A 12,381-nucleotide genomic window follows, 5' to 3' on the forward strand; every position below is an offset into this window, starting at 1 on the left:
TGCTGTGGGCTTTCCCCTGCAATCCCTAACGTGGATGAAAGGGCTTTCACTGTCTTGCACCTGCACCTTGGCGCACGGGCTGTTCCGTCCCGGCGTCCGTTTCCGACCACTTCGGCAGGCTGCATGGCCGAAGCCGGACATCGGGGCGGAAGGACAAACGGAACACGTCCGTCCGTGCCGTCACACGGGGCTTCGGCTGTTCGCCAAAACTTCCCGTGCCCCCGTCCCGTCCGAAAGAGTTCCCCGGCGTTTGTCCGGCAGCCGGAAGCTGACCGTCCTCCCATTGTATTCTCCCGCCCGTATCTCCTTGCCTTGGGAAACGGGCGTTCCCGGCTCTCCGGAAGGCTTCTTTTTCCCGCACCCGGCAAGTAACTTACCATTGGCTGGAATGACTGACAGGGCATTTTTTCCCTAAGCTGATTGGAAAAACATTGACGAAGGTAGGCGGAGGTGAAAGCAAATCCGCAAAAAATGCCAAATCTCCACCCTGCGGGTAGTATTTACCATTTTTTCAGATGGTTGCAATTCACCTTTTCCGCTATCAATGATGGTCAATGTTCTTCCCAATCAGCCAAGGGAAAAAATTGGTTGGGGCGACAAGCGATGAAAACAGAGTAATAACGATTAAAATTTGTGAGTTATGGCAACAACGAACAGCACTATCGAAAAGATTGCACCGATGTTCACCGATTTGTTAATCAAGAAAATCGAGTGCTTGAAAACGGATTGGCAAAAACCGTGGATAGCGAGCCTTGAACAAGGTTTGCCCCGCAACATCAGAGGAACGCTCTACAACGGCGGAAATGTCTTGATGTTATTGTTCTACACCGAGTTTATGAAATTCACTTTGCCCGTGTTCCTCACGTTCAACCAAGCGAAAGAAGAGGATTTAAGTGTTTGCAAGGGCGCACGCTCGTTCCCCGTTTATTATTGGTTCAAGTTCGTGGTACACAAGGAGACGAAAAAGACAATCAAGTACGAGGAATACCGCAAGCTGACCGCAGCCGAGCAGGAAAATTACAAGGTCATCCCGCAGATGAAGTATTACAATGTCTTCAACATCGACCAGACCGATTTTGCAGGGAAATACCCCGAACGCTACGAGCGCATGAAAAAGGGGGAGCAGCCCGAAGACTATTCGGACGGGATGATTTACGAGGCGTTGGACGAGCTTGTCTATCTGCAAAATTGGTATTGCCCTATCAAGGTGCAGTATTCGGACAGTGCCTACTATTCGCCCTCTTCCGACCATATCGTTTGCCCGCAGCGTGAGCAGTTCCCGCAGGGAGCGGAATATTACGGCACGCTTCTGCACGAGATGGCGCACAGCACGGGAAGCCCCCAACGGCTGAACCGCACGTTCGGCAGCTTCTTCGGGGATGCGCTCTACGCCCGTGAGGAACTTGTCGCCGAACTTACCGCAGCCCTTTGCGGTGCGTTCTTCGGCTACGCAGCCGCACCGCAGGAGAACAACGCCGCCTATCTGAAACACTGGCTCACCAAGCTAAAGGAAGAACCCGCCTTTTTGGTGGAGATATTGGGGGACGTGAACAAGGCGGCGAAGATGATTGCCGACAAGGTAACCGAACCGATGAACGAACCCGCAGCAGCCTAAGCGGGACGACAAAGAACAAGAGTATCAACCAACGGGCGGAGCAGTCCGCCCCACTAAAACACATAAGACGATGAAAACATTATCGGAAAAGGAATTTAACGGGTTAAACATAAAAGTTATGTTTACCGAGAAGGTGGAACAGGCAAAAAAAGAGCTGTCTCCACTCATGCAGGAGATAAGGAAGTACATGCCCCAAGCGGAATACGGCTACCACGTGGTAAGCGGTGAATACCCCGCATTTTACGGCGTGCGCATAGAGTTCACGTACAACAGCATCCGTTTTCATGTGTACAAGATAAACAAAGAGAACAAGTACAAGATAGCCGCCGACATGGAACACTTTGAATACGTCAACCACTACGACATCGAAAGGGCGGGCAGCCAATACGAAAAGCCGTGCAATATCGGCGTGTTCACCGCCAAGAAAATAAACGATTGGATAAACTACTGCACGCAGATATACAGGCAGGTGGAGCAGGAAAATGCGGAGAACGCCCGAAAGGTAGCCGACTTCTTGAAAAGTATCGAGAACGAACCCGTAAGCTGGGAACGTAGAAACTATGCGAAAGGGACGATAACCCGCAACGGCTTGCGCTTCACTTTCTACATAGAGAAAGGACACCTCTCCTTTGAACTGTCCCTAAGTTATCGGGGAACGGCTGATTACGACACGTTCCGGCTGTTGGCTGATAACCGCTATATCCCGTAAGGGAACTGTTAAAGAACCACGGGCGGAGCAATCCGCCCGACAATACCCAAGAACATGAAAACGGCATTTGTTTACAAACTGATATACCGCCTAATCCTTTGGGCTTCGGCGGCTTATTTCCTTACCACCGCCACAGGGCAGCTTTTCGCCTTGTTGCTTGTCGTGGCTCTGTTTTACTTCGTGGCACGGCTTGTTTTCGCCCTTGCGTGGCGGCTGTTTGTCGGCTTCGTGTTCGTACTGATAATCATTCTTTTAATACTCTAATATTTACCGATATGGAAACAAGGACATGGACAGAAAACGGAACACCCGTTACCAAAGAAAAGACGGTAGCCTTTTCGGGACACCGCACCAACCGTATAGCCAAGTTCACGACAGACCGTGAGAAACTCTTCAGGGAGGTGGGGTTCGACACGTTCGCAGCCATCGAAAGTTATTGTATCAAAAAAGGCTACGACACCTTTTTGTCGGGAATGTGCGAGGGCTTCGACCTTATCGCAGCAGAGGAAGTATTGAACCTCAAAAAGAGATACCCGCATATCCGTCTGAAATGTGTTGTCCCCTTCAAGGGACAAGCCGAACGGTACACCCAAGCCGACAAGCAGCGTTACGACACCATTTTGGCGCAAGCCGATGAAGTGGTAACCTTGCAGGACGGATATACCGAGGGCTGTTTCCTGCGCCGTAACGACTACCTTTTGGAAAACTCCGCTTTTCTGATGGTCTATTACGATACGGTAGCCATAGGCGGCACGTTCTACACCCTCAAACGGGCAGTAGAGCAGAAAAAGAAGTTCGCGAACGTATGCTATAACCGCAGGTAGCCCCGTAAGGGCGGATTTTCCGCCCGCTACTTTCTTTCGTGAGCCGGAGCGGGGAAAGAAAGATAGCAAAGAAACCGATTTCCCGAACGGAACGGTTTATTAAAATCAAAAAGAACAACTATAAACAATCAACTTAAAAATAACAGATTATGAAGACAAAAGCAAATCAATCAGCAGCAGAGAAAAACATCACGATGGTAGCATTGGCAGACATTCAGCCGAGCGGTTTCAACCCACGCAAGCGTTTCGATGAAGCAGCCCTTTACGAACTTGCCGAGAGCATCAAACGGCAGGGCGTGTTGCAGCCCATCACCGTGCGCCCCGTTGACGGGACAGACCGTTACGGGATTGTTTTCGGGGAACGCCGTTACCGTGCGTCCGTCATTGCGGGCAGGGACGAAATTCCCGCAATCGTAACCGAGTTGTCGGACGAGGAAGCCGAGGAAATGGCGATTACCGAGAACTTGCAGCGCAAGGACGTGACACCCGTGGAGGAAGCCGCAGCCTATCAGCGGCTTATCGAGAGCGGACGCCATACCGTGCAGACCTTGGCGCAACTTTTCGGAAAGAACGAGAACTACATCCGCACACGGCTGAAATTCACCGCCCTTATCCCCGAAATCGCCGCCCTTTTGGAAGCGGACGAGCTGACCATCAGCGTGGCGGCTGAAATCTGCCGATACGGGGAGGACATTCAGCGTGAGGTGTACGAGAAGCATTTGCAGGACGAGGGAACGTATAACAGTTGGCGGGGACTGAAAGCCGCCGATGTCGCAAGGCGCATCGAACAGAACTTCACCACCGACCTGCAATACTACCGCTTCGACAAGACCGAGTGCGCCACGTGCACACACAACACCAACAACCTGCTGCTGTTCCGTGATGGCGGGTGCGGGCATTGCGCCAACCGCACGTGCCTTGCCGAAATGAACGCATCCTACCTCATGGAGCGGGCTGTGCAAATCATGCAGACCCAGCCGGGCGTGTCGCTCTGCCGTGACCGCTACTGCACCAATGAGACGGTGGCAGAACGGCTAACCGCTTCGGGCTACGAGGTGGAAACCCTTGACAGGTACACCGCCTTTCCAAGCTGCCCGAAAGAACCCAAAGCCGAAAATTTCAACGACCCCGAACGCTACGGGGAAGCCCGCACCCGCTACGAACAGCAATGGGCGGACTACATGGAGCAGGAGGAGGAAATCACCCGCAGGAGCGAAGCGGGGGAAATCACCGTTTATGCCAAAATCGGGCAGAAGGAGATTGACTTCTGCTATGTGGAGAACGTGACCGAAGCGCAGACAGCGGACGGAACGCCCGCACCCGCACCGCTCTCACCCGTGGAGAAATTGGAGAAGCAGGACGAGCGCAACAAGGAAATCGCACTCGAACGCACGGTGGAGGACACCAAGAAACAGATTCTCGAAGCCGACATCACGGGCGGCAAGTTCAGTGCGGACGAAGATACCATGTTGTACTTCTTCCTTCTGTCCTCGCTCCGTAAGGAACACTTCGCAGCCGTGGGGATTGCGGAAGACAAGCAGTATATCACGGACGAGGACAAGATGGGGATTATCGGCAACCTCACCGTGAGGATGAAGACCATCATCCGCAGGGACTTCCTTGTAGCCAATTTCAAGGGAGCATACGGCAACAACACCGTGGCGACCCTCTTGCTTGACTTCGCACGCAGGCACATGCCGGAGGAACTCGCCAACATCGAAAGGGAGTACAACGGGGTGTACGAGAAGCGGCATCAGCGCATCGAGGAAAAGAAAGCCGTCCTCTTGGTGCAGGAACGGGCAAGGGAGCGCAAGGTAACGCAACCCGAAGAAGAACCGCAAACCGAAGAGATTGCAGCCTAAGGACAAAGGGCAGGGCGGAGAAATCCGCCCGCTACTTTCTTTCGTGAGCCGTAGCGAAAAAGAAAGATAGCAAAGAAACCGATTTTTCAACTTTTAAATTTTGATAACAATGAAGCAGGAAATCAGACAGAACGGGAAAACCGTCCTTTACAGCGAGGACGGTCATAGCATCCCCATGATATTCAACAACCTTGTCGGGAAGAACCTCAAAGGCAGGGAGCATTCGGACTATATCGCTTTCGTAGCCATTCCCGACATGGGATTTACCTACGGGAAGATAGCGTATTATTCGGACGGGAATTTAATCGCAACGGGGGAAATCAAGCCATAACATTCCCCCTCTATGTTTCATCGCCGCAGGTCCGGGACGGGTAGCGATCCGCCCGGACTTCTATTTTTACCCGCTCGTGGCAACCCCGACCACCCCGACATTCCGGACGCACTTCTTTTTCTTTCGGTGAGCCGGATGCGGACAAAGACAAAGAAGCAAAAAGAAACCCCTTGACCCACCGGATTTTTTAGCCAAGCTCCACACTCATTTTTTAGCAAATCTACGGGGAAAAACGGACAAGTAGCAAGGCTGAACCTGCCGGTTTTGCGCACAATCTCCACACCTTCGGGTCGTATTCCACGCAAAAGCCTTGCATGAAGTCCGCTCTTTCCCCGTGCCCCAAAGCAAAAAATAAATGTTTCACTTTTAATTTTTGCATTATGAATACACTGTCTTTTCCTCAAATCACCGTAAGTTACAAGGACGCTGACGCATCCAAGAGAATTAAAATCCACTCTTCCAAGGAGTCTTACGACATCCTCAAGACCTTCTACGAGGACTGTATGCAGCACCACGAGGAGTGCTGGGCGATGTACCTGAACCGGGCAGGCAAGCTGCTGGGCGTTTCGTGCATCTCACGTAGCGGGATAGACTGTACGGTGGTGGACATACGCATCGTCCTCCAGACGGCTCTCGTTTCCCATGCTTCGGGAATCATCCTCTCGCACAACCACCCGTCCGGCTCGACGGTGGCAAGCACACAGGACAACAACCTGACCAGCCAGTTGAAGAAAGGCTGCGAGGCAATCGGCATCCGCCTTTTGGACCACATCATACTGACCGAGGACACCTACCTCAGCTACATGGACGAGGGGATGCTTTAAGCACCCCCTTTTTTATTCGCCAATTTTCCATATTGCTTTTCTTTACATGAGTGAGATGAGAAAAGAATAGAAGAGCAGAAAAAGCTCTTTAGATTTTCATTTAATAATAACAGGTAAGTAACATACTGAATTCTATATATTTTACAAGCAATGCCTATCTAAATTGCAGTATATCTGATAATTATGTTATTTTTTTCTTTTTTTTCTTCTTGCTGATAATACCCGCTCGTTCCATATATTGGAGTTTTTTAGTTTCTTTTTTATCTGTATTCAATTTATCTCTGAGGCTTTTTATCTCTTCTCGTTGCTTTGCGAGTTGCTCATCTCGTTCTTGAATATCCTTATCTCGCTTTTCTATTTCCTGCTGAATACTCAATAAATCGTTGGCAAAAAGATAACCTCTTTCTATGAGACGCTTAGCCTCCGCTGTACGTTCTTCTAAAGTTTCGCAAGTTAAAATCTTGTCAATTTTTGCATCTACATCTATTCTTAGCCGATGAATTTCTTTATATTTTAATTTGGCTCCTTTTTCTAATAAAAGTTTAACCTCATCCCAAATTAAATTTGCAGTATATGCCAAAAATGGATTCTCAAACAAATTAACGATTTCAAATTCATGACCAGCAAACATACCCATTTCTTGTAAGATTGATAGTAACGCAAAAGGGTCACAAATTATATTCTTATCATAAATTTCTAATTCTTGGGCGCACGTTATTGTTTTCTGTGATTTGGTAAGTAAATATGCTTTTTGACTAAGCGGTTTGTCATTGCCATTACAATCACAATTCATTCGTCTGATAGTTAAATATAATGATGCATCAGCTTCTGCAATTTGAGTATTTTTTTCTTCATCTCTTCTAATTCCTTTTGCTGATATTTTAGTTAAATCTTTTATTCTGTTTGCTAACTTTATTTTGATGTCATTATCTAAAGATTCTAAATCTTTCATTGGTATAAAATCTTCTCCGAAAACCTCTTTCAATTTAGTCATCAATAGTGAAGGATTTTCTGGATCAGAAAAGTTTTCCAAATAAATATCAAAAGGAAAATCTTCTCGCTCCTTATTATTTTTTACTATTTTAACATAATCTTCAACAAAAACATTTGCAATTTTATTTTCTAAAATCTCATCAGTCATAGATAACCATTGTGAGCCTTCAAAAATATATCGCTTATTTGCTGCGTCAATATGACTTTGAATTTCTTCTACAACAATATGAGGTACATAAAGTTTACACCCTGCTCTTCTGAGAAGATTTATCATTTCTCTATATACTACACTATATTTTGCGTGTGTGGTAAGGGCATTTAATGCAACATCTGTGTCAATTACAAAAGACTTTTCACGAAGTTTAGTCGCCTTAAAATTTCGTAGTGAAGGATCCAGATTTATAACTTCCATTGCAACAAAAGCACGAGCCCATTTTTCTAATATATTTTTTTCTTGAAGTGTTGGCTCATCAATAACATCAGCCATAGCACCAACTAAAGCTTTTCCTAAATTATCTGGAAGTCCTTTACGAGCAACACATACAGCATCCAATGTTTCTTTTTGTTTGCTGTTTTCCTTCAATCCAAAGAAAGAGTAGCCGTACATTTTATAATATACAGACAATGCACAGAGAATATTTTCTTTCATTCTCATTTCATTACTTTGGGAGAAAATGATTCCAGATTTTGACTTAACCCTATTTAGAATACCGTCAATTAAAGCATTAGTTTCTTCTTCTATTCTTTGGAAAAACTCATTACCTTGTTTTTCATTCGTTGCAGCTTGAAACATATTATTGGAGCAATCAGTTACAAGACCTTTGCTTTTTAATTTATTGATTTGTCGATTCAAATCTTCCTTTGAAAAGATTATCTTAAACCGTTCTTTCAATATGTTACTTATTTCATCAAGACCGTATCTGCCATTTCCATTTGTTATAATAGATAGTATTGCTTTTAGCATTAAATCCTTACTGCTATTTGTTTCTTTTTGTGAATTGAAAAGCAATACGCTTCTAAGCATTGAATCTTCTAATTGATTATTATTTTTTAATAATGTTATATTGCTCATTGTATTATTGTTTTTTATGTGTTTCTTGAATTCTAACTGAATTATTGTAAATAGAGAATACTGTGTCTTTGCGATTTTTTATTGATTTTATAAATCCTTGATATTGTGTCTCATCAATTCGGATAATACCATGTTTATTACTCCACCATACGGAAATAAATGGTGAAGCTAATGCTATAAATATAGCAACTAATATACTTATTTTACTAATTCTGTTAGCTCTTGCTGAAAGATAATTCTCTTCTGATCTAAATCCTCGCCTAATATATTTTTTCAACCCAGATGTAGGATAAACAATAGAATTAAGAAAGTGCATTAAATCATCATAAATTGCAGATGGTCCAACGACTCCTGATAATATCTGATTATCATTTCTACATACAGAGTGTAAACCATTTTTCTCTTCTTGCAACACATCTGATTTATTAATTTTAATAACAGAATCAATTTGAGTTGTTCTGTAATCATCTTTTCCTTGATAATAGAATTCGGAAAGATAATCTTCTGTTTGGCATACAACGTATATAAGATGGTTATTCTCCAATTCACGCAATAAAGAAATAAATTCTGTTAAAAGCCAAAACATCTTAAACTGTCTTTCTTTATCATTAGTTGGAACTAAGATTTCTACACTTCTATTTTCCCTACATAAATAAAGAGCACATTTATCATCTTCAAATAAAATAGGTGCAAGAATATCACCCAGTTTATCAGAGCATGTAATGCTTAGTTCTGCGATTGTTTTAATTGCCTTTTTACTTTTTGTTTCCATTATCTAAAAACTAAATTTAGCATCAAAGCTGTTATCTACATCATTAATAATGGCAAAGTTACATTTTTTTTACGTCTATAATTCATCTTATATTAATATTTATAAATCTTTGACCATCAACTTATATAACAGTTTAAATACCAATTCGTTATATACTAATCAATCAAAATGCTGTTTACCGTAAAAGGTATAGAGTACCTTTTACGGTAAACAGCATTTTTGTATTAAAACTCAATTTATACATTTTGTTTTTTATCCCAAATCGTTCATTAGAGTATTCAAAATACGTGGTCATATCTGTAATAATATGAAAAACAAGGTTTTTATGGTGGCATTTTTCTAATGACTGATTTGGTCTTATTTTGTTCACGCTACATCTTCAATCCCCGTTTCCGCTCCTGCTGGATGTCGGAGAAGGAGAACTTCCCCGTCTCCTTGTCGAACTTCACCGCCTTGTCCTTCTGCACGCCGTCCGGCACAGTTCCGGTGTCTTCACCTCTTCGGGCACGTTCTCCAACTACCAGCCGTCCTCTTCAACGGCGGCACGGCACACCTCCGCCGTGCCGCCGTGCCTGCATATCATCTCTAAAGGCACCTGATACATTCTTTCTTCTTGTTCCATGTTTCTGTTTTTTTAGATAGGTTGTTTCATATTTTCATTCCGTTGCGCCTCTTGGGGGCGTCGTTCCGTTCCGGTTCTTGCCGCTCCTGCTGCTTCTGCTCCTGCCGCTGGCTGAGAGGGGCGATGCGGAACGTCTCTTTCTGCCGGTCGAAAGTCACCTCACGGTCTTTCAGGAAACCATCGGGCACCTCGATGCACTTGACCGCCATCGGCTTTCCCCCGTAGAAGTCCGCCATCTGCCCGTAGGTGAATTTCCCGCCCGTCATCTGTTCCATCAGGCGGCACAGCGAGTACACGTTGCAATAGCTGTCCACCGGTTGCGGCACGACATGGGGATGGGCATGGATCATCCCGGGATAGTTCAGGTACGCCGTCAGGCACGCTTCCGGCGACCGTTCCCTCCACGGAATCATCACGAATGACATCCAGCTATGTTCGGCGCATTTCCGCCACAGCTCCGGCGTTTTCAATCCCGGCTTCACCCGGTCGGAAAGGAGGGCGGACGCCCCCGACACCTCCACCGCCTTCGCCGCTCGCTCCGGCGTTTGCAGGTGGACGGGCAGCAGGGACAGGCACCTGCCGTCCTCCGCCACCAGAAAATCCGCCATCTTCCCGTCGAACACCTCCGGTCGGATTGCCGAAGCCACCTCGTAAAGATCGGCTCTGCCCTCGCCGTACCAGTCCCGTATGGCTTCCATGCAGACCTCTGCGAACGGGATATGGTGCAGCAATGCCAGATGCCCGTAACCGAGTTCCGCACTCGCTGCCAGCGCACGGCGGCACATCTCCGGGGTTTTCATGTCCTCCGGCACATGCTCCAGCGACCATCCGAACTCCCTGACGGCATCGGCGCACCGCTCTGCGGTACACTCGTGCCGGCACAGGTCTTTCAGTTCCGCCAAAGCCGGTACCTCACTCTTCCTCAGTTCCACTTCCATCCCCGTCCTCCTTGTCGTTGTCCGCATTGAAGTCGTATTCCAGCTCGACCGCCTGACCGTCCGAGTCCTCCACCCAGACGGTGAAGCTGCTCTGCTCGTCCGACAGCGGGGTGAAATAGAGCCGGAACGTCTCTTTCTCCAGCGGGTAGCGGTCATTGGGCAGCAGCACCGTACCGTCTTCCAGTTTGAGCGTGCCTTCCCCGTCGAAGAGGAACCAGCGGATCGTGTACCGGGTGTCCTCCCAGCGTCCTTCCCGTTTCAGCTCGCACCGTATCTCCGCCGTCTCGTTTATTTTCAGCTCCTTCGGGACGGGCATCGCCTCCACCGTGAACGGGTATTTCGTCTGAATGTCCAGCCCGTCATTACAGGCTGCGACCAGCACGAGGGCGGCCACGATGTAGCAGCCCGTGAATATTTTATAAATCATTGTCCTCATATACATTATATATTATATAGCAGTTATCGAATCATAAAACGTATTCCCACGCCGACCTGCGTGTGGAACTTCCCGCAGTCGCCGCCGAACAGCACCCGTTGGCGACCGTTTACCAGCAAGACAATCTTGTCCGTCACGTAGGCGGACAGCTCCAGCGTCAGCGCACCCCCGTAGATGAAATTGTCTTCATCCGTGAGCCGGGAGCCGTCCGGCAGCAGACTCTCGCCCCAGTTCACCGTCTCGTACCCGGCAAGGGCGGACAGCCCCAGTGCGGCGAAGAATGTCTTCTTCCGGTCGGAAAGGAAGTTCAGGTAATAGCCGCCCTCGCCCGTGAACTGGCTCGCCGGATAGAGGCAGTCCCGGTAGCCGTACCGCTTCTCCAAGTATTCCGCACCGACCACCCAATGGTGGGCGTCCTTCGTGTAGGTGCTCACCGCTATCCCGGCGTGGTAGCCGAAGCCGTCGCCGTTTTTCCAGCGCATGTTGTCCGACAGCCCGCCCGTGAGCTGTATGCCCCTCATTCCGGGCAGGCACCGTTGGGCGTGTGCCCGGTTGAAAGTCAGGCACACCCCGAAAAGCAGGATAATGAACAGTAACCTTTTCATCGCTTACTTGATTTTCAGTTCGTTAATCTGTTTTGCCGCCACGAGGTCGGCGTTCTCCACCCGGATGGTCTGGTGCCTGCCGCCGTCCTTCTCGAACAGCTCGATGACCAGCAGCTTGTCGTCCGGTATGGTGAACTGCGGGACGGCATACACCGTGCGCACGTCGCTTTTCCCCTCCGTCACCAGCACCTCGTTGTAGCTGCGCACCGGGTCGATGACCCGTTCCTGAATGGCGGTGCGCTTCGGCACTTTCTTGTCCACGATCTTGAACCGGATAAAGTCCGTCCGGAAAGCCACGTTCGATCTGTTCCTCGTTTCCGTGTGGAAATAGAACAGCCCGTTGTGCGAGTGGACGGATTTCAGGAGGAACTGCACCCCGAAGCGTTTGCAGCCCAAGTGCCGGATCTCCCGTCTGTCCTCCTTGTAGATGCTCTGCATGGTGAGCTTCACCAAGAGCGGGCTTTCGTTACCCAGTTCCCGGAAATGGATGTTCATCCGGGTGTGGGAGAAGTCCGTCGTGTCCCCGTTCTCCAAAAAATCCTTCATCTCGATGTTCAGCATCTCCGGCTCATGCGCATACCGGGCATTGAACGAATAGAAGCTCCCGTCCTCGCAGATAACGGAAAAGTTCGTTTCCCCCGGAAACCCCTCGGTGGTCGCCTTTACCCGGATCACGTTCTCCGCACCGTCCGCTTTCCCGGCGATAATCCAATCGCTTCCCAAGTCCACGTACCGTACCGCCGAGGGGAAGATGATATGCGTAGGCTCGGCACTCAAC

14 protein-coding genes are annotated in these 12,381 nt (G+C 48.0%); 8 read left to right on the plus strand and 6 right to left on the minus strand.

What is annotated here, in order from left to right; all coding sequences use genetic code 11:
• The 8 genes from HMPREF2794_RS28715 to HMPREF2794_RS00065 form a co-directional block, all read left to right on the plus strand.
• A partial coding sequence (locus HMPREF2794_RS28715; protein WP_168166578.1) for a hypothetical protein occupies positions 1-415 on the plus strand: 415 nt, incomplete at its 5' end.
• Between the two features lie 225 nt (positions 416-640).
• Positions 641-1,615 (plus strand): ArdC family protein, encoded by a 975-nt coding sequence (locus HMPREF2794_RS00035; RefSeq protein WP_070750459.1) that lies wholly within the window; start codon positions 641-643, stop codon positions 1,613-1,615.
• A 70-nt stretch (positions 1,616-1,685) separates the two neighbouring features.
• Complete coding sequence (locus HMPREF2794_RS00040) at positions 1,686-2,324, plus strand: hypothetical protein (protein ID WP_070750462.1); 639 nt, start codon at positions 1,686-1,688, stop codon at positions 2,322-2,324.
• A gap of 54 nt (positions 2,325-2,378) precedes the next feature.
• Positions 2,379-2,588: a hypothetical protein gene (locus HMPREF2794_RS00045; RefSeq protein ID WP_070750463.1), complete on the plus strand. Its 210-nt coding sequence runs from the start codon at positions 2,379-2,381 to the stop codon at positions 2,586-2,588.
• An 11-nt stretch (positions 2,589-2,599) separates the two neighbouring features.
• Complete coding sequence (locus tag HMPREF2794_RS00050; protein WP_070750465.1) at positions 2,600-3,148, plus strand: SLOG family protein; 549 nt, start codon at positions 2,600-2,602, stop codon at positions 3,146-3,148.
• 149 nt (positions 3,149-3,297) lie between these two features.
• A complete protein-coding gene (locus HMPREF2794_RS00055; protein ID WP_070750468.1) occupies positions 3,298-5,010 on the plus strand; it encodes a ParB/RepB/Spo0J family partition protein in 1,713 nt (570 codons plus the stop codon).
• 109 nt (positions 5,011-5,119) lie between these two features.
• On the plus strand, positions 5,120-5,341 hold the full coding sequence (locus HMPREF2794_RS00060) for a DUF7688 family protein (RefSeq protein ID WP_070750470.1): 222 nt from the start codon (positions 5,120-5,122) through the stop codon (positions 5,339-5,341).
• A gap of 380 nt (positions 5,342-5,721) precedes the next feature.
• The gene (locus tag HMPREF2794_RS00065) at positions 5,722-6,165 is read left to right on the plus strand and encodes a JAB domain-containing protein (RefSeq protein ID WP_070750472.1); all 444 of its coding nucleotides are present in this window, start codon (positions 5,722-5,724) and stop codon (positions 6,163-6,165) included.
• Positions 6,166-6,346: 181 nt separating this feature from the next.
• On the opposite strand, the gene HMPREF2794_RS00070 is transcribed toward HMPREF2794_RS00065, so the two are convergent.
• The 6 genes from HMPREF2794_RS00070 to traN all read right to left on the minus strand — a co-directional run.
• Positions 6,347-8,230, minus strand: a complete 1,884-nt coding sequence (locus tag HMPREF2794_RS00070) for a hypothetical protein (protein ID WP_070750474.1) — start codon at positions 8,228-8,230, stop codon at positions 6,347-6,349.
• A gap of 4 nt (positions 8,231-8,234) precedes the next feature.
• Positions 8,235-9,002, minus strand: a complete 768-nt coding sequence (locus HMPREF2794_RS00075; RefSeq protein WP_070750476.1) for a hypothetical protein — start codon at positions 9,000-9,002, stop codon at positions 8,235-8,237.
• A 648-nt stretch (positions 9,003-9,650) separates the two neighbouring features.
• Positions 9,651-10,562 carry a hypothetical protein gene (locus HMPREF2794_RS00080; RefSeq protein WP_139147214.1) on the minus strand — a complete coding sequence of 304 codons (912 nt, stop codon included), beginning with the start codon at positions 10,560-10,562 and terminating at the stop codon, positions 9,651-9,653.
• The gene (locus HMPREF2794_RS00085; protein ID WP_070750481.1) at positions 10,537-10,998 is read right to left on the minus strand and encodes a DUF3872 domain-containing protein; all 462 of its coding nucleotides are present in this window, start codon (positions 10,996-10,998) and stop codon (positions 10,537-10,539) included. Before HMPREF2794_RS00085 ends, HMPREF2794_RS00080 begins: the two co-directional genes overlap by 26 nt.
• A 23-nt stretch (positions 10,999-11,021) precedes the next feature.
• Positions 11,022-11,603 (minus strand): conjugal transfer protein TraO, encoded by a 582-nt coding sequence (locus tag HMPREF2794_RS00090; RefSeq protein WP_070750478.1) that lies wholly within the window; start codon positions 11,601-11,603, stop codon positions 11,022-11,024.
• A gap of 3 nt (positions 11,604-11,606) precedes the next feature.
• Positions 11,607-12,381 (minus strand): conjugative transposon protein TraN (traN, locus tag HMPREF2794_RS00095; RefSeq protein ID WP_070750480.1); only part of this gene is annotated, 775 nt, incomplete at its 5' end.

This window comes from Bacteroides sp. HMSC067B03, from assembly GCF_001811315.1.
Classification (GTDB): domain Bacteria; phylum Bacteroidota; class Bacteroidia; order Bacteroidales; family Bacteroidaceae; genus Bacteroides; species Bacteroides faecis.